Here is an 18,705-nt window from a genome sequence, read left to right as displayed (position 1 = left end):
GTAAAAACGCAGGCTGGAGCTGCTACCCCGCCTGCGCTTTTATATTTTTTACCACTGGTAATATTTGACCAGAGCCTGTGTTCCTTCCTCTTCATGACCAGAAGCAGCCATGGATTCATACATGGAAAGCACGTGGTCAAGCACTCCAAGCCGGATACCTGCACCCTCCGCCTCTTCGGCCGCAAGTTTCATGTCTTTAATAAAATGCTTGATAAAGAATCCTGGTGCAAAGTCTCCGGAAAGGATCCTGGGAGCCATTGCATTTAACTGGGCGCTTCCTGCCGCACCGGTAGCGATGGAATCCACCATGGTATCTACGTCAAGACCATTGGCCTTTGCATAAACCATTGCCTCACAGACGCCTGAGAGGGCTCCTGCAATGGCGATCTGGTTGCACATTTTGGTGTGCTGTCCGTTTCCGGCCTTTCCTTCATACCGGATGGCCTTTCCCATTGCCTCAAAAACAGGGAGGCAGCGGTCATAAGTGTCTCTGTCTCCTCCTGCCAGTATGGTAAGGGTTCCTTCCCTTGCGCCAGTATCTCCTCCTGTCACCGGGGCATCCAGGGCTTTTAGATCTGCCTGTTTTGCTTCGTCATAAATCCGCACCGCAAGCTTGGGACTGGTAGTGGTCATGTCAATCAAGCAGGTTCCCTTGTCTGCGTTAGCGATAATCCCATTTTCCCCGAAATAGACCTCTTCCACATCCTGCGGATATCCAACGATTGTGATGACCCCATCTCTTCCTTTGGAGCAGGCCTTCACATCTTCGCACCATATGGCACCTTCAGAAAGGATATCTTCTGCCTTGCTTTTGGTTCTTGAATACACCGCCACCTCATATCCAGCCTTCATCAGATTGCGTACCATGGACTTTCCCATAATACCAATTCCGATAAATCCAATTTTTTTCATATGTTTTCCCCCTTCTCAATACATTTTATTCGTTTCTTTTTTCGATATCCATTACCATATCCACACGGCGCTGGTGTCTTCCGCCCTCATACTTTGCATCCAGCCATTCTTCTGTGATCATCTTTGCCATTTCCTGGCCAATGACACGGGCTCCAAAGCAGAGCACATTGGAATCGTTGTGCATTCTGGAAAGCTTTGCAGTATAAGGTTCGCTGCAGACACAGGCCCGGATTCCCCTGACCTTGTTGCAGGCAAGGGAGATTCCCACTCCTGTTCCGCAGATAGCGATTCCCAGATCAGCCTCTCCGTCTGCAACCGCGCGTCCAACCTTTTCTCCATATTCCGGATAATCGCAGCTTTCTGTGGAATTGGTTCCAAAGTCGATCACTTCATATCCCTTGCTCTCTACAAATTCCTTGATGTAATTTTTCATTTCTATGGCCGTATGGTCATTTCCCATTGCAATCTTCATCATCATTCTCCTGTCATTCTGTCATTGCCGGCTGAACATACAGACATGTTCGTCCGGCTCATTGCCCGTGTAAAATATATCCGGCATTTAACATATCATAAATGCCGGATTTTATCAAGTTTCTAAGCTTCCTTCTCCTGCAGTCTGCCGGCCATAAAAGGTAAGGATCCTGTCCATTCTGGATGCCATGTTGGCAAGCAGTAAGTCTGCCGTGGTAAGTGCTGCCATGGCCTCCACTACTACCACTGCGCGAGGAACAACGATAGGGTCATGGCGCCCCTTGATTTGGATCTCTGTTTCCTCACCCAGTCGCGTCACGGTTTTCTGGGACTGTGCCACAGACGGTGTAGGCTTAAATGCAGCACGGAGAACCACCTGGGAACCATCGCTGATCCCTCCAAGAATTCCCCCTGCATGGTTGGTGATCTTCTCCACTCCCTTATTAAGTCCCTTACAAAATCCATCGTTATTCTGGGATCCCAGGGCGCGTGCAGCCCCAAAGCCGTCTCCGATCTCAAAGCCCTTGACTGCTCCGATGGACATGACCGCCTTTGCAAGAGCCGCATCATACTTTTCAAATACCGGATCGCCGATTCCGGCCGGAACACCGTCAATGACGCATTCCACCACGCCTCCCACAGAGTCCAGCTTTCCCATCATCTCTTCTAAGTATTCGCAGGCAAGAGCCGCTGTTTCCTTATCAGGCATGAAAAGTTGGTTATTATCCCGCTCCTTTATACTGAACTGCTCTGCCTTTACCTCATAAGGCCCGACGGATCTGGTATAAGCGGTCACAGTAATTCCAAGACTCTTTAAAAAGCAGGCAGCAACAGCACCGGCCGCCACCCTTCCAATGGTCTCCCTTCCGGAGGAACGGCCGCCTCCCCGGTAATCCCTGATTCCGTATTTTTCATCAAAGGAAAAATCTGCATGGCCCGGACGGTAAACCTCCATTAATTTTCCGTAATCCCTGGAGCGCTGGTCTGTATTCCAGATCACCATGGAAATAGGAGTTCCCGTTGTCTTTCCCTCAAAAACTCCGGACAGGATCTCCACTTGATCGGCCTCCTGGCGCTTTGTGGTGAATTTGCTCTGCCCCGGTTTTCTCCGGTCCAAGTATTCCTGGATATCCGCCTCCTCCAGTTTAAGACCTGCCGGACAGCCATCTAGCACAACGCCGATGGCCTTTCCATGAGATTCCCCCCAGGTTGTTACCTTCCATATTGTCCCCAGTGTTGATCCTGCCATGTATGTCTCTCCTTTCCTCTTCCCTGCCCATGTTTTCCGGGCATAGAGGTATGCCTATAAGGTGTTTCCTCTCAATTGCCATGCCTCTTTCCTGCCTGTGCTTTCCGTGCAGATTCCACCCGCTTTATGGGGGCTAAGGTATGCCTTCAAGGTGTTTTAATTGTCTACTTTTACGATCACGCAGCTGTTTGGTTCATTGACCTTCAGTTCCTTACCGTTCATGACAAGAAGCCCTTTCTTATAATCAACCGTGAAAAATGTGATACTGCCGGTCTCATGGTTGATGGAAGCGATATGCTTATCATCCGGAAAAACGCAGATATCCTTGGGAAAGCTGCCGCTTATGGGAAGACAGCATAAGGCTTCTAAAAGCCCTGTTTCCTTGTCCCGTTCATAAACCGTAACAGAATTGTCCCCCGCGTTGCCGCAGAATAAATGTCTTTCATCATTGGATATGCGCATGGAGCATGCCGCAGTAAGCTGGCTCTGCTTTGGTCCGGCAGTGAAAACCGTCTGGATCTTCTCAATCTTTGGCTGCCGTTCTCCTGTTTCATAGGTGAACACATCGATCACATTCTTTAACTCTGAAATAAGATAGAAAAATCTTCCGTCAGAACTGAAACGAAAGCATTTGGGAGCGGATTCCAGATCGCAGTGCAGGACATCCACCAGTAGCATTTCTTCATCGTTCTCATTAAAACGGTAAATCTTAACCTGATCTATTCCCAGATCAGCCACCATGATAAATTTTCCGTCAGGAGTTCTTCTGGAACAGCTCACGTGGGGACGGAAGTTTCTTTCTGCCACACTGCCAAGGCCCTTATGGTACACTCCGGTTACGATCTCACCTACGGAGCCATCCTTATTCAGCCGAAGCACCGTGGACTTTCCATCATGGTATCCAGATACAAAGATATACCTGTCCTCTGCATCGGTAGACAGATGGCAGCCTCTCATTCCCTTAATATTCGCTGAATTAAGTCTTGTTATCGCCCCATTCTCATGAATGCGGAAGGATACGATTCCTTCATCCGCGATGGAGTACAGCGTCTTCCCATCATTAGAAGCAATTACATAGGAAGAATTATCAACTTCCACCTCGCATCTTGGAATAAAACGGCCCTCTTCCACATCAACATCGTATACAGTAATCCCCTTTGCCTGTCCGTTGTAGGAATAAGAACCTACATAAGCCATATACTTGCCCTTCATCACACATATCCTCCTGAAATCTTCCTTGGCATGATCCTCTGAATAAAGGCAAATTTATGCGCTGCCTGAATCCAGAAAATCGGCCGTTCGACGCGCTGTTTGGCGAATCGAACTTCGTTGTACAAACTAAAACTATCATATCATAAATTTCATAGTTTGTTAAGGAAAAAGTTCCTTAAAAACTATTGACATACAATGAAAAAACAGTATAATGTATTTTGCTGCTTGTTTATCATTACTAAACTTTTTAGTTATATTTATCGTCAGTTAGTATAGGTAAACTTTCAGCTTAACATAAACATAAAGGAGGAGCATATGGATATCGGTACAAAACTAAAAGAGCTTCGGGTCTTAAAGGGGCTTACGCAGGAAGAACTGGCTGACCGCGCAGAGCTGTCAAAGGGGTTCATATCCCAGCTGGAAAGGGATTTGACGTCCCCCTCCATTGCTACCCTTTTGGATATTTTACAATGCCTTGGAACCTCTGTCGGCGAGTTCTTCAATGAGAGCCCGGAAGAACAGATCGTTTTCGGAAAATCTGATTACTTTGAGAAACACGATGCAGAGCTTAAGAATGAAATCAAATGGATCATTCCCAATGCGCAGAAAAACATGATGGAGCCGATCCTTCTCACCCTGGAAGCCGGCGGAGAAACTTATCCTGACAATCCTCATGAGGGAGAGGAATTCGGCTATGTACTGCAGGGTAATATTTCCATCCATATAGGAAACAAAACATATAAAGCTAAAAAAGGGGAATCCTTTTACTTTGTATCAGACAAAAAACATTACTTAAGCAGCAAGGCCGGCGCTACTCTCATATGGGTAAGCTCCCCGCCAAGCTTTTAACAGGAGGATAAAGGGAGATGGGTCAGCCATTAATTGATTTAAGGAATATTACAAAAAGCTTTGACGGTACCATGGTACTGGATGATTTAAACCTCTCGGTAAAAGAGAACGCATTTGTTACCCTGCTAGGACCCAGCGGATGCGGCAAGACTACAACCCTTCGGATCATCGGCGGCTTTGAAAGCCCTGACAAAGGGCAGGTAATTTTTGACGGACAGGACATCACCAGCCTGCCTCCCAACAAGCGGCAGCTGAATACTGTATTCCAGAAATACGCTTTGTTTAACCACATGTCCATTTCAGAAAATATCGCCTTTGGCCTGAAAATCAAAAATAAACCGAAAGCCTATATAAAGGATAAGATTAAATATGCCTTAAAGCTGGTCAACTTAGACGGCTTTGAAAACCGCACGGTAAGCTCCTTAAGCGGCGGCCAGCAGCAGCGGATCGCCATCGCCAGGGCAATCGTAAACGAACCAAGGGTCCTTCTCCTTGACGAGCCTTTGGGAGCTTTGGACTTAAAGCTCCGCCAGGATATGCAGTATGAGCTGATTCGTCTGAAAAATGAGCTGGGCATCACCTTTATCTATGTTACCCATGACCAGGAGGAAGCCCTGACCATGTCTGATACCATCGTTGTCATGAACCAGGGTTATATCCAGCAAATGGGCTCCCCGGAAAACATCTACAATGAGCCGGAAAATGCCTTTGTGGCCGACTTTATTGGAGAAAGCAACATAGTGCCCGGAATTATGGTCCGGGATGAACTGGTGGAAATTTTTAATGCCAAATTTGTCTGTGTGGATAAGGGCTTTGGATCCCATAAGCCGGTTGACGTGGTGATCCGTCCGGAGGATATCGACCTGGTAGCTCCTGAGGAAGGGATCCTCACAGGCATTGTCACCCATTTAATTTTCAAGGGCGTCCACTATGAGATGGAAGTGACCACTCCCGACGGCTTTGAATGGCTGGTACACAGCACGGATATGTTCCCGGTCGGACAGGAGGTGGGCATTCACGTGAACCCATTCGACATTCAGATCATGAACAAGCCGGCTTCTGAGGATGAGGAGGCCGTGGGAATCAATGAATAAAAAATTATTATCCGGCCCATACATCATGTGGATGATCGGCTTCATCCTGATTCCGCTGGCGCTGATTGTGTATTACGGGCTCACGGACCGGTCCGGGGCCTTTACCCTGGCAAATGTCCTCTCCGTAACATCGGCAGAACATGCAAAGGCCCTTTGGCTTTCTCTGGGACTTTCCTTTATCAGCACAGTCCTCTGTCTGATCCTAGCTTATCCTCTGGCCATGGTTCTGCGTTCCAGAGGGATGGGTCAGGGAAGCTTTATTGTTTTTATCTTCATCCTACCCATGTGGATGAATTTTCTTCTCCGGACCCTGGCATGGCAGACATTACTGGAAAAGAACGGTGTTATAAACGGCGTTCTGACCGCACTCCACCTGCCGAACCAGAATCTGATCAATACATCGGGAGCCATTATCCTCGGCATGGTTTACAACTTTCTGCCGTTTATGGTTCTTCCGATTTACAACGTACTGATGAAAATTGATGACAATGTGATAAACGCTGCCAGAGACTTGGGGGCCAACACGGTTCAGATTTTGTTCCGGATCCTTTTTCCCTTAAGCATCCCCGGCATTGTAAGCGGGATCACCATGGTATTCGTACCGGCTCTTACCACATTTGTTATCTCAAACCTTTTGGGGGGAAGCAAGATCCTTCTGATTGGAAATGTGATCGAGCAGGAGTTTACCAGGGGAAGCAACTGGAATTTAGGCTCCGGCCTTTCCCTGGTTTTGATGATTTTCATTCTGATCAGCATGGCGCTTATTGCCAAATATGATAAGAACGGGGAGGGAACGGCATTCTGATGAACGGAAAGACTTTTATTAAACGAATGATCCAGGATTTTTACCTGGTGATCATTCTGGTGTTTTTATATGCCCCTATTGCCACCATGGCAGTACTGTCCTTTAACAGCTCCAAATCCCGTACCCAGTGGGGCGGCTTTACCACCAGATGGTATACAGAGCTGTTCTCAAGCAGTACCATTATGACAGCCCTTTACAATACGCTGCTGATCGCATTCCTGTCTTCTCTGATAGCGGTCATTATCGGCACCGCTGCGGCAATTGCCATTAACGGCATGAAGCGGGTCCCCCGCTCCCTTCTCATGGGCGTTACCAACATCCCCATGCTGAACGCGGATATTGTTACAGGAATCTCCCTTATGCTGGCATTTATCGCCTTTGGGATTTCCCTGGGCTTTAAAACCATTTTAATTTCACATATTACCTTTAACATCCCGTATGTCATTTTAAGCGTCATGCCAAAGTTAAAGCAAACAGATAAAAGCACTTATGAAGCCGCCTTGGATCTGGGAGCCACATCGGTCTCCGCATTTTTCAAAGTGGTGTTCCCGGATATCCTTCCGGGTGTACTTTCCGGTTTTCTCCTTGCATTCACCATGTCCTTAGATGATTTTATCATCACACACTTTACAAGGGGAGCCGGCATCAATACTCTTTCTACCCTAATTTACAGCGAGGTGCGCCGGGGGATCAAGCCCTCCATGTACGCGCTGTCAAGTATCATCTTTATCACGGTGCTGGTGCTGTTGCTCATCACCAACTTTGCACCAAAGCGAAAAAAATAATAGGAGAATATTCACATGAAAAAAACTTTATCTAAGATCATGGCAGTCGGCTCCCTGTGTGCTCTTACCCTCTCCGTTTTAAGCGGCTGCGGAAAATCCGCCCCCAAGTCTGGAAGCGCCGGAGAGGTTTACGTTTACAACTGGGGGGAGTACATTGACGAATCCGTTATCCAGGAATTTGAAAAAGAAACCGGTATTAAGGTCGTTTATGACATGTTTGAAACCAATGAAGAGATGTATCCTGTCATCGAGGCAGGAGGCGTAAAATATGACGCGGTATGCCCTTCCGATTATATGATCCAGAAAATGATCGAAAACAATCTTCTGGCTGAAATCAATTTTGACAATGTTCCAAATGTAAAGGAGATTGACCCCAGATACCAGGAGATGTCAAAGAGCTTTGACCCGGAAAATAAATACTCCGTTCCGTACTGCTGGGGAACCGTAGGAATTCTTTACAACACAAGCATGGTGGACCCGAAAGACGTTCCAACCAAATGGTCTGACCTTTGGGATGTTAAATTTAAAGACAACATCCTCATGCAGGACAGCGTCCGGGATGCCTTTATGGTGGCATTAAAATCCCTCGGCTACTCTTCTAACACCACCAATGAGGAAGAAATCAAGGAAGCAAAGGAACTGCTGATAAAGCAAAAACCTCTGGTTCAGGCATATGTCATCGACCAGGTCAGGGATAAGATGATCGGCGGCGAGGCTGCAGTAGGCGTCATCTATTCCGGCGAAATGCTTTACATCCAGAATGAAGTAAAGGACCTTGGTCTCGACTACTCCTTAGAATACGTGATCCCTGAGGAAGGAACCAACCTTTGGCTGGATTCCTGGGTCATTCCTGCCAATGCACCTAACAAGGAAAACGCAGAGAAATGGATCGACTTCCTCTGCCGTCCTGAAATTGCCAAAAAGAATTTTGAATACATCACCTATCCTACTCCAAATAAGGGTGCCTTTGATTTACTTGATCCTGAACTGCAGAACAACAAAGCCGTTTTCCCGGACGTGGACTCTTTGAAGAACAGTGAAGTGTATAAGTATCTTGGGGATGAAGTGGATTCCCGTTACAATGAAGCCTGGAAAGAAGTAAAATCCAATTAAAATGGTCTCAAGCATTAAAGGGCTCGAGACATCATATTACCGCATGATTATAAATTAACAAAAAAGGCAGATGCTTAAAGGGTGTCTCAGAGAGACATGTACGATACCCTTTATTCACCTGCCTTTTTTGCTCTCATTTAAACCTGTCTGCTCGTCTGACTCAGTTAGAAAGATTGACTTTTATTTGTTCTATTTCATCGTCGGTTAAACCGATTGACTTGATATAATTCTCTGCTGCTTTGGACAAATCTACCACTTTAAGACTGCCTCCCTTGGGAATACCAGCCATCTGTCTCATACTCTCCAGGATGTTATTGTTCCCAATCCGGTCATATTGACCGGGTGCGACAGGCACATGAAAGAAATTAACGAAACTGTCCATATAGTCATCTTTAATCTCCCAATATTTCGCGCCCATTAGGGATTCAAGCAATGCGGCAACGAAACCGGTCCTGTCTTTTCCCTCTACGCAATGGATAAGGTAAGGACCTTTTTTTTCGCTCATTTCTCTCAAAATAACTGCAAGTTTCTGTTTGAAATCTTCTGATTGTGAATCAAGTCCCATACCCATCGCGTACACATTACCGATATCATTCAGTCCCTTGTAATATACAAGATTACCGTTGGTATCGGCTCCCAAATGAGCCGTGACCTCCTCGGCTGTTTCTGAAAGATTAAATATAACCTTAACTCCCGCCGCCTCCGTAAGCCGCATAGCGTATTGATTTCTTCCAATTTCCGGATTGATCGGGTTGGATGACCTGTATAGCCTACCTGGAGCTATACTGCCATAAGTTACTTCACGGAAATTGGCAAATACCTCATCACTGCTATAGTCCTCTCTGTTGTTCGTACGTTTCAGTTGACGAATTTCGTATTCATCTAAGTATCCTCCCTTTTTTGAAAGGGTGATCGTTACATTATCATTAACAGCCGTCCCGTATGTATCTGCAAAGCTACCGAGATTTATTGCCAAGATGATATCCTCATTCGCTTTATCCTCCGCTGACGATGCAACGATTACGACTTTCTTACTGTCCACATCACTATAGGAAGAACATACCGGAACCTCTAAGAACTGTCCTCCAATTGTCACAGCCACGATGTCACCATACTGGAATAATTTCAGAAAATCGGGGTTTTTAATACCAATATAAACATTGCCATACTTTTCATGCACTTTCGAAACCTTAACGGACAACTGGTTTTGCGACTCTTGTATTACACTTGCATTTTCAAAAGCCATGGTGTAAACAGGCTTAGCACCACTTAAAAATACAGCAATAAATAAGCCAATCGAAACACATCTTCTCCTTTTCATTAAAACGCCTCCATGTATTATATTTTGTAAACCTCATACATCAAGAATACCACAGAACAAGCATGATGTTAAGTATAATTGAGCAACTGTTTTCCCGTTGTTTTTGCCGGTATGTAACCCCTAATAAATGTGGTGCCCGGCTACCCGTACAACGGGAAAGGTAAGGACAACTATGCCTTCCATTCATGTTGAAAATCTTCATATATATTTGCGGATATGCTATAATAATTAATATATATAATAGCTGATTTTAGAGAAAGAAAGGGGAGGCAAATTGGAAAACATCGTTACAGACAGACTGATTATCAGGAAGTTTCAGCCAAGCGATTGGCAGGATATGTATGAGTACTTATCTGACAAGGAAACCGTAGCCTTCGAACCATATGATATTTACTCAGAAGCCCAGGCAAAAAAAGAAGTAATCAGAAGATCAAATGATGAATCTTTCTATGCGGTCTGCCTGAAAGGAACCGAAAAATTAATAGGGAACCTGTATCTGGGCAAAGAGGATTTTAATACATGGGAATTGGGATATGTGTTTAACAGAAAGTACCAGGGCCAGGGCTATGCCACAGAGAGCGCTAAGGCTCTCCTTGACCATGCCTTTACACAGTTAGGGGCAAGGCGTATTATAGCCATGTGTAACCCAAAGAATGACCATTCCTGGAGGCTGCTTGAACGTTTACATATGAGACGGGAAGGACATCTTTTACAAAACATATATTTTAAAACCAACAGCAACGGGGAACCGGTATGGCTGGATACATTCGAATACGCTATATTGTGGACAGAATGGTGTCAGTGATATTAGTTTCAGAGCTGTCTATGCCGGCTGAATGATAGAATTCAGCCGGCTTTTTGATTGACCTGACAATAACTGTAATATACATCTATATAGGATCGTTTGTTTAACACGCAGAAAAAACGGGAAACCTATTTGGAAGACTTATGGACCAGTTAACGACGGAATTATATAGGAATTATAATGGTGATCATCTTATGAAAGACAGAAAAGGCAAAGGGTTAATAATAAATAAATCTTTAAAGCGATGCAATCCTGATATCAGTACAGGACTAACTGCAGAACAAGTCCGCAATCGTATCGATGCAGGGGCTGTGAATATACAAAGAACGGGTCTGACCCCGACAATCTCCAGTATTATATCTAAGAACATTTTTACACTGTTCAACTTCATCAATGTTTTCCTGGCGGTGATTCTTGTAATTGTCGGACATCCGGAAAACATACTTTTTCTTGGAATCGCCATAAGCAATACGTGTATGGGTATTTTTCAAGAATTGAGGGCAAAACGAGGATTAGATAAACTATCTGTATTAGCCAAGGCACATGTAACCGTAATCCGGGATGGGGCTGAATATACAGTAGCACAAGATGAGATTGTACTCGACGATATTGTGATACTGGCTATCGGTAACCAGGTATGTGCAGATGCCGTGGTTGTTTCTTCGGAGCGGCTTGAAGTAGATGAATCCCTTCTGACCGGAGAGACGGATCGAATTCAAAAATCAAAGGGCGATACTCTTCTATCCGGCAGTTATGTGGCAAGTGGACATGGCTATGCCCAAATAACTGCCATAGGGGAAGATAGTTATGCCCACTCTCTGACTGTGGAAGCCAAAAAAAGTAAAAAGCAGGTCCCTCCACTTCTGCGTACATTAAACCGCATTATCTTGATTTTGACCATTGTGATACTGCCGCTTGGCACCACCTTATTCTATATGAAATACTTTCTGTTTGGAGATTCGCTGGAGACTGCCGTTCTTGGCTCGTCAGCATCTGTATTGGGCATGATACCGGCAGGACTGATCTTATTAACCGGTGTCACTATGACTGTTGGTGCGCTTAAACTGGCAAAAAGAAAGGCGTTAGTCCAGGAATTATACAGTATAGAAACTTTAGCCCGTACGGATGTGCTGTGTTTGGATAAAACAGGAACCATAACAGACGGATCACTGCAGTTTGAGAGGCTGGAACCATATTCCGATGTTTCTGAAAAAGAGGCAGGATTAGCCGTTTCTGAACTAATGGGGACTTTGGAAGACAAAAATGCAACAGCCGCAGCATTGACCAAAGTATTTGGGAAAACTGAAAATTGGGTTTCCGACATCATTTTACCTTTCTCCTCAGAGCGCAAGTGGAGCGGTGCTACTTTTAAAGAAAAGGGCAGTTATATCATTGGAGCGCCAAATATCGTATTTAAGGGCAGTAATAAAGATTTTTTAGAACAGGCCAATACAAAGGCCGCCTTGGGGTTCAGAGTACTGTGCCTTGCACACTCTCCTCTATCTATCACGAAAGAGAAGCTTCCAGAGGAACTAAGCTGCCATGCTCTTTTGATTCTTTCTGATCATCTTCGGGAGAATGCCAATGAGACCTTTCGGTATTTCTCACAGGAAGGCGTGATTTTAAAAGTAATTTCCGGAGATAATCCCCGCACTGTCCAAGCAGTTGCAGAGAAGGCTGGAATCTCAGGGTCAGAAAAAAGCATTGATATGAGCCAAGTGGAACGTGAAGCTGATTACGCAGCTATCGTAGAAGAATATACCATATTCGGTCATGTAACACCGCAGCAAAAGCGGGAGTTAATCCGTGGCCTTAAAAAAAATGGCCATACCGCATGTATGACCGGAGACGGCGTAAACGATATTCTGGCAATGCGCGAAGCCGATTGCAGCGTTGCAATGGTCGGCGGCAGCGATGCTGCCCGCTCCGCCTCTGATTTCGTATTAATAACTGACGATTTCAGTGTCATGATTGACGTTTTAAAGGAAGGTCGAAGGGTGATCAACAACATAGAAAAAGTGGCAGCGATTTTTCTTTTAAAGACCGTCTACTCTGTGCTGCTTACCCTGATTTATATTTTTATCCCATATCCCTATCCGATAGCACCGCTGCAAATGATGCCGATTAATGAACTTACGATTGGCATTCCGTCATTCTTTTTGGCGCTGCAGGCAAATTACTCCAGACCAGAAGGAAAGCTGCTTACTAATATTTTAGAGCACACAATTCCTGCTGCAATAACAGTTGTTTTTAATTCACTTTATATACAATTAGCGAGCATTCTCTTTCATATCCCCACAACGGAATCTTCAACCATGGTCGTCTTCCTAATAGGGATAATGGGCTTTTACCAGCTGGCAAAGTTGGCAAAACCATATACGCAGCGCATTCGATGGCTGTTGATTGGACTGGTTTGCAGCTTTGTCCTATGCTTCGCGCTATTAGGCAATTTATTTATGTTATCCAGTTTATTCAGCCGGAACGTATTTTTTTATATGCCGCTTGTGTATTTCAGCTATCATGTTCATAGCTTTCTGGGTAATATCTGCCGTAAGGCGGTTGAGGCATTTCATATCTTAAAAACTGCCGGTTGGCTGAAGCGGAGTGTCCGTGAATAAGATATTAAATCTTATTAATAGCCATTAATCGATCTCTCCGTGAATATAGATATAATATGAAATAAAAGAGGAGGGATATGTATCAAAGAATATCTGGATTTAAATGGAGTACCAGACGAAGGCACATCACAATTAGGAGCCATCGTAAATGCAGCAGCTGCAAAACAGTCCCTCTCTTTACGGAAATTAAGTGCACTAAGCGGAATTTCTGCGTCGAGTATATCAAGAATAATAAGCGGAAAACAAGCTGCAAACATGCATCACCTGCAGCAATTTTCCAAGTATTTAGATGTGCCTATTGAACAGTTATTACGGGCTGTGGGCGTTAAAGTAGGCAGTAATATTTCTCCAAATTCAGAATTTATCATTAAAATCATTCAGGATATTCTTCAATCATATAGCATTGAATTGGATGATGTTATTGTTGATATGCAAAAAGAATTAAAGAAATATGAGCAGTACGCAAAGACAGAAGCCGGAAAAGAGTTGATACATTCTGGCTTTAATTCTAAGATTAAGGAGTTGAATGGAGAGGGTATTATTATTGAACAATTAAAAAGGCTTTATGAATTGTTTTGCTCCGCTGATATTGATCCCTGTATTCACCCAATTATTGGCAGTGCATTATTATACTTAATCCTTACTCCTGATGTGATCCCTGATTATGTTTTTCCGATTGGTTATTTAGATGATGCAATCGCGGTTTCCCTGACTGTAAGCCGCCTTTTAAATGAGTTCCATATAACCTTATAATAGTTCCGTTTGGCCGGTATTTTATACCGGCCTTTTTTATTGATTCTTAACAAACTTTGACGATGCATATGTTCCGGATTTGCAACATCACGTGCTGTAATTGCAACAGCTGTTGCTATTTAATAAATCATTTTAGGCTGCCAGTAACAATGTTGCGGAATAAAGAATATAGTGCTGGTATAAATGCAATAAGGAGTGTAGTAAAATGGAGCAAATCAATGCCACTGCATCTGGAATGCCACTTGAAAACTTTTCTGAAGGTGGCCTGAATTCCATGCAGGTCAAGGCAAAATTAGATCAATTCGGTGAAAATACCTTTAAAAAAGAAAAAATAAATGGCTTTATTATTTTTTGCAGGCAGTTTATCAATCCATTAAGTTTTATACTAATGTTTGCGGCCGGACTTTCGGTTATTATGGGGGAGCACTCGGATGCTGCTGTTATTATGGTTATTGTTTCTTTAAACTCGTTTTTAAGCTTTATTCAGGAATATCGTTCAAGCAAAGCGATTGAAAGACTTTCACAGTTAATTAAACGCAACGTATTAGTCATCAGGAATCATGAGCAGATCGTAATAGATGCCAGCCAGCTTGTACCGGGAGACATTGTAATATTGCGGGGAGGCGATGTGGTTCCGGCAGATTTAATAATCATTGATTCTTACAACCTTTCAGTGGATGAATCTCAGCTGACAGGTGAATCGATTCCTGTAAGTAAGGGGAATAATTCCATTGATGCAAATGACAGTCTGCTGTTCACCGGCAGTGTTATTGAAAGAGGCCACTGTAAGTGCGTAGTTTTTGCCACAGGCAATCAAAGCGAACTGGGTAAAATCGCACAGTTATCCAATGATACAAAGAAAGTAACACCGTATCAAAAATCCCTTGCGGAATTCAGTGTTACTTTGCTGCGTATGATTGGCGCTACAATTGTTCTTATGCTGGCAATCAAAGCTGTTACGATTCACAATGTCAATGATTTTGGGGAAGTATTAATTTTCGCTGTTGCTTTGGCAATGACCGTCGTGCCGGAAGCTCTGCCGATGATCACCACAATCAACCTTTCCTATGGGGCATTGCAATTGGCGAAACAAAAAGTAATCGTCAAAAGGCTGGCAGTTATTGAAGGGTTAGGCAGGATAAATCTTCTTTGTTCAGATAAGACCGGTACACTGACCAATGACTGCCTTACTGTTTCCAATGTCTTATCAGAAGATGAAACGCTATTTCAAACATTAGCCTATGTCTCTATTGAAGACTTACAAGTAGAAAACAAAAAATATATGAGTTCCTTTGACCGGGCGTTCTTACAATATGTACCGGAAGAAATCATGGCACAGGCAGGGTGCTGGATTCAGCTTAATAGCATTCCCTTTAACCCTGCAGAGAGAAGAAGAAGAGTCGTTGTCCAGAATCCAGAGGATAACAAATCATATTTAGTGGTTATCGGCGCACCTGAAACTCTTATTGAACTTTCAAATCATAATAAAAATTTACGTTACAAACAGCTAGCGGCAGAATCCGGAAAAAAAGGTATGCGCCAATTGGCTATTGCTTACAAAGAGATCGATTATAATCCGGATTATGACATTCTTACGGACGAAATGGATTTAATCTTTTTAGGCTTCGCGGAATTGCTCGATCCTCTTCGTTTAACAGCCAAATCCACAATAGACAAAGCAAGGCAACTAGGAGTAGATGTTAAAATCTTAACAGGCGACAGTATTGAAATAGCGGAATATGTAAGCAGAGAACTGGGGCTTTCAAAAGATGGCGATAAAATCTACACAGGAGATGATCTTGAACGAATGTCGGATGTACAATATGAAACAGCATTAAGGGAATGCGCTGTTTTTGCAAGAGTTACGCCGGAGCAAAAATACAATATTATCAATCACCTTAAGAAACACCATGTCGTAGGATATCAGGGAGATGGTATTAACGACGCACCCTCCCTTAAACTGGCAGATGTAGCTATTGCTGTCCATAACGCGACCGACGTAGCAAAGGACAGCGCGGACATTGTTCTGCTTGAAGATGATTTAGGGGTCATTTTAGATGGGATTCAATATGGCCGGAGCATATTTGTAAATATCAATAAATATATTAAGCATGCTATGATCGGAAATTTAGGCAACTTCTTTTCCATGATATTCTTTTATGTGTTTTTTGCTGCGGATATACCGATGCTGGCAATACAGCTTTTAATTGGAAATATTATTCAGGATATGCCTTTAATGACAGTGTTTTCTGATCTTGTTGATCCGGAAGAAGTACGCAGCCCCCAGGCTGCAAGTCAGATTAGATCAATAATAAATACTTCTTTGGGTCTGGGTGCTTTTACAGCTGTTTATTATTTATTTTTCTTCCTGTTTACCGGTACAGAATCAACACCTTTGACACAAACTACACTATTTTTATTTTATAACTTCACGCAGCTTCTGGTTATTATTTCCGTGAGAAGCAAAGATCACTTTTTTTGGCAGGGAGCAAAGCCATCCCGCTTGCTGCTTGGCACTATTGCGCTGTTCATAGCTGTTTCCATAGCCCTCGTATATATTCCTTTTACTGCCGGATTAATGGGGTTTGTACCTTTGCCGTTAACAGACTTTGCAGTCCTTACAGGGATTACCATCGCCTTTATCTGCCTGCTTGATTTTGTAAAGGTGATGCTTAGTAAATTGAAAAGCAATGCTCTTGCCCATAAGGCAATTGCTTCATAAAACATGCCAAATAAAGGGAAGTCTTATAACGACTTCCCTTAAACATATATAATTAATTTGTCTTAACATATTGTCTTAATTAATAATTGGTGATCAGCACTTCTACCGTAACCGCATCCCGCTCTTTAAACTGATAGCTGCAGTTGGAATAGGTATGATCAATATAATGAACCTGATACCCCTTGCTCCACTCAATGAGAAGGTCATTGGACAATCCCTTATGATAAAGAACATTGGACAGGGCAAACCGGGTACCTTGTTTATGAAGACGGTCCAAAAGCTCTAAAAGCGCCTGCTCCTCCCGTTCCTTCCAGTCCTTGAATCCCCGGTTCCCATCGTTATAATTCCCCGTTGAGATCAGATAAGGCGGATCGCAGTAAACCAGGTCTTCCGGCCCCAGGCCAGTATAATCCAGTTCCATAAAGTCCAGGTTTGAAAACTCAATGTTTTTCTCGTGAAGAGCCTGGCAGAACTCCGTTAAATTCTTTTCAATGTTACCATTAAAGGAGCTTCTGTTCCTTCCAAAAGGTGAATTGAATTCATGACTGTTATTAAAGCGAATCTGATGGTTAAACGCATAGCAGGCCAGGACAAACAGCTCCGTTAAATCCTTCGTTTTGTTATAGTCTGACCGAAGAGCATAATATCCTTCCCTGTTCTGCTGTGTCAGTTCATATTTTGAGATCAGGCCCTGAATCCTCTCCAGAATTTCCTTAATGTCAGTGGAACGGAACATCTGGTACAGTTCGATGAGATACATGATCTGGTCATTGCAGACGATCTGCCTGGCATCCACGTTGATCCCTACGTTGAAGCCCCCGGCAAAGACATCCACAAATGTGCGGATATTCTTTGGAAACGCCTCGAAAATGGGTTCCAGGATCTTAAATTTCCCCCCAGTATAGTTTAGAGGACTTTTTATGTACATGGCGGCACCTGCTTTTCCATATAGAACAAAAGCTCCCGTAACCGTTCTGTTTCCTTCACCTTCCGGCTCTTATATCTCCGGTATGGGATCTCATAGATCTGGAAGGTTTCCGGCTTCCCGTACTTTTTCATGGCCTTCTCAATTTCATCTACCGTCATAAGCCCGTCCGTGCTGTAGCTTAAGATAATATGCTTAAACTGCGCATTCTTAAGCAATTCCTCAAACGCCGGAACCACCTTATTCTTCATACAGAACTCCGATTTCTGCCCTTCGTCAGGCCGCTGCCCGGTGACTCCCCGAACCATAGGATAATCATATCTGGCAGCTGTCTCAAGGACATGGTAATTGGAAAGATACTGGCGCGCATTATAGGGAGGATCAATATAGAGGATGTCCCCCTTAAGGCGTGTTAAAAGATCCACTCCGTTTTCATTAAAAGAGCGGTTCTGCTTTCCATTGTGTGTCACACCCAGCTGATACAGCTCATACCGCTTGTAGCTTCGCCTCTCCCAGGCTTTATGGAATGCACCATAGGTTCCTGAGGTATTGGAAACAAAAGGGATCCCCTCCACAATGCAGGCGACCAGATAATAATACTCGTCCTCACTAAGCAGTCCGGCAGCCTTCCAGTCTTCCACGGTGCATCTGGCAAAGTCAATGCGCAGAGCATTCTCGTCATTTAAATACATGCGGCCGCCTGTGGGAGCATAGGTATTTTGAAAAAACCGGCGCTCCTTTGGCAGCTCTTCTAAATCCTTTTTTTCCCTGCCGTTAAAATAATCTACCGGATCCATGATCCCGGTTTCTTCCTGCAAACGGGTAAATTCCGGCACACTGTCATTCTCAACGGTAGCCCTTTGCAGCACATAGGAAAAGTACAGCAGGTCATTGGAACAGACCTGGTACCACTGTTTAAAATATCTGGCAACCGCTGCGGTTCCAGAAAATATATCACAAAAGCTCTCCGCTCCCGGCGCCTTTTCATCAATCACATGCTTAATCTGGTCCAGCAGCAATGTCTTGCTTCCAATAAATCTCATTCTTTTCTTGCTCCTATTTCGTTTTAAC

General features: G+C 44.0%; 16 protein-coding genes. 9 read left to right on the top strand and 7 right to left on the bottom strand.

Annotated elements, in window-relative coordinates; all coding sequences use genetic code 11:
* Positions 1 to 48: 48 nt before the first annotated feature.
* From BMW45_RS09070 to BMW45_RS09055, 4 genes are all read right to left on the bottom strand, one after another.
* On the bottom strand, positions 49 to 912 hold the full coding sequence (locus tag BMW45_RS09070; protein WP_092242487.1) for an NAD(P)-dependent oxidoreductase: 864 nt from the start codon (positions 910 to 912) through the stop codon (positions 49 to 51).
* Between the two features lie 25 nt (positions 913 to 937).
* Positions 938 to 1,384: a ribose 5-phosphate isomerase B gene (gene rpiB, locus BMW45_RS09065; RefSeq protein ID WP_025230152.1), complete on the bottom strand. Its 447-nt coding sequence runs from the start codon at positions 1,382 to 1,384 to the stop codon at positions 938 to 940.
* Between the two features lie 114 nt (positions 1,385 to 1,498).
* Positions 1,499 to 2,632 (bottom strand): chorismate synthase, encoded by a 1,134-nt coding sequence (gene aroC / locus BMW45_RS09060; RefSeq protein WP_092242485.1) that lies wholly within the window; start codon positions 2,630 to 2,632, stop codon positions 1,499 to 1,501.
* 156 nt (positions 2,633 to 2,788) lie between these two features.
* The gene (locus tag BMW45_RS09055) at positions 2,789 to 3,844 is read right to left on the bottom strand and encodes a lactonase family protein (RefSeq protein ID WP_092242482.1); all 1,056 of its coding nucleotides are present in this window, start codon (positions 3,842 to 3,844) and stop codon (positions 2,789 to 2,791) included.
* Positions 3,845 to 4,159: 315 nt separating this feature from the next.
* Between BMW45_RS09055 and BMW45_RS09050 the strand changes: the two genes are divergently transcribed.
* From BMW45_RS09050 to BMW45_RS28400, 5 genes are read left to right on the top strand one after another with little or no spacing between them, the layout of a single operon-like run.
* Positions 4,160 to 4,693, top strand: a complete 534-nt coding sequence (locus tag BMW45_RS09050; RefSeq protein WP_092242480.1) for a helix-turn-helix domain-containing protein — start codon at positions 4,160 to 4,162, stop codon at positions 4,691 to 4,693.
* A gap of 17 nt (positions 4,694 to 4,710) precedes the next feature.
* Positions 4,711 to 5,787: a spermidine/putrescine ABC transporter ATP-binding protein gene (gene potA, locus BMW45_RS09045; protein WP_092242475.1), complete on the top strand. Its 1,077-nt coding sequence runs from the start codon at positions 4,711 to 4,713 to the stop codon at positions 5,785 to 5,787.
* Positions 5,780 to 6,592, top strand: coding sequence for an ABC transporter permease (locus tag BMW45_RS09040; protein ID WP_029701251.1), 813 nt, complete (start codon positions 5,780 to 5,782; stop codon positions 6,590 to 6,592). Before potA ends, BMW45_RS09040 begins: the two co-directional genes overlap by 8 nt.
* Positions 6,592 to 7,377, top strand: coding sequence for an ABC transporter permease (locus BMW45_RS28405; protein WP_242882968.1), 786 nt, complete (start codon positions 6,592 to 6,594; stop codon positions 7,375 to 7,377). The genes BMW45_RS09040 and BMW45_RS28405 overlap by 1 nt, the downstream gene beginning before the upstream one ends.
* Before the next feature lie 15 nt (positions 7,378 to 7,392).
* Positions 7,393 to 8,490 (top strand): ABC transporter substrate-binding protein, encoded by a 1,098-nt coding sequence (locus BMW45_RS28400; RefSeq protein ID WP_242882966.1) that lies wholly within the window; start codon positions 7,393 to 7,395, stop codon positions 8,488 to 8,490.
* A gap of 160 nt (positions 8,491 to 8,650) precedes the next feature.
* Here the strand turns inward: BMW45_RS28400 and BMW45_RS09030 are convergent, their stop codons facing one another.
* Positions 8,651 to 9,811, bottom strand: a complete 1,161-nt coding sequence (locus BMW45_RS09030; protein ID WP_092242472.1) for a tyrosine-protein phosphatase — start codon at positions 9,809 to 9,811, stop codon at positions 8,651 to 8,653.
* 274 nt (positions 9,812 to 10,085) lie between these two features.
* Here BMW45_RS09030 and BMW45_RS09025 point away from each other — a divergent pair, with 274 nt between their 5' ends.
* The 4 genes from BMW45_RS09025 to BMW45_RS09010 all read left to right on the top strand — a co-directional run bounded on the left by BMW45_RS09025 (position 10,086) and on the right by BMW45_RS09010 (position 16,709).
* Complete coding sequence (locus BMW45_RS09025; RefSeq protein ID WP_092242469.1) at positions 10,086 to 10,616, top strand: GNAT family N-acetyltransferase; 531 nt, start codon at positions 10,086 to 10,088, stop codon at positions 10,614 to 10,616.
* 194 nt (positions 10,617 to 10,810) lie between these two features.
* Positions 10,811 to 13,234, top strand: a complete 2,424-nt coding sequence (locus BMW45_RS09020) for an HAD-IC family P-type ATPase (RefSeq protein ID WP_166433308.1) — start codon at positions 10,811 to 10,813, stop codon at positions 13,232 to 13,234.
* Positions 13,235 to 13,309: 75 nt separating this feature from the next.
* Positions 13,310 to 13,987 carry a YkvA family protein gene (locus tag BMW45_RS09015; RefSeq protein WP_330390779.1) on the top strand — a complete coding sequence of 226 codons (678 nt, stop codon included), beginning with the start codon at positions 13,310 to 13,312 and terminating at the stop codon, positions 13,985 to 13,987.
* Between the two features lie 205 nt (positions 13,988 to 14,192).
* A complete protein-coding gene (locus BMW45_RS09010; protein WP_092242459.1) occupies positions 14,193 to 16,709 on the top strand; it encodes a cation-translocating P-type ATPase in 2,517 nt (838 codons plus the stop codon).
* Between the two features lie 79 nt (positions 16,710 to 16,788).
* Here the strand turns inward: BMW45_RS09010 and BMW45_RS09005 are convergent, their stop codons facing one another.
* Together BMW45_RS09005 and BMW45_RS09000 are read right to left on the bottom strand one after the other, a co-directional pair.
* A complete protein-coding gene (locus BMW45_RS09005) occupies positions 16,789 to 17,637 on the bottom strand; it encodes a DNA adenine methylase (RefSeq protein ID WP_092242456.1) in 849 nt (282 codons plus the stop codon).
* Positions 17,628 to 18,677, bottom strand: coding sequence for a DNA adenine methylase (locus BMW45_RS09000; RefSeq protein ID WP_025230167.1), 1,050 nt, complete (start codon positions 18,675 to 18,677; stop codon positions 17,628 to 17,630). The genes BMW45_RS09005 and BMW45_RS09000 overlap by 10 nt, the downstream gene beginning before the upstream one ends.
* Positions 18,678 to 18,705: the final 28 nt, after the last annotated feature.

Origin of the sequence: Lacrimispora sphenoides (genome assembly GCF_900105215.1) — a bacterium.
Lineage (GTDB): Bacteria > Bacillota > Clostridia > Lachnospirales > Lachnospiraceae > Lacrimispora > Lacrimispora sphenoides_A.
Note: the sequence above shows the minus strand (reverse complement) of the source record. Positions and strands in the feature narration are given on the sequence as shown.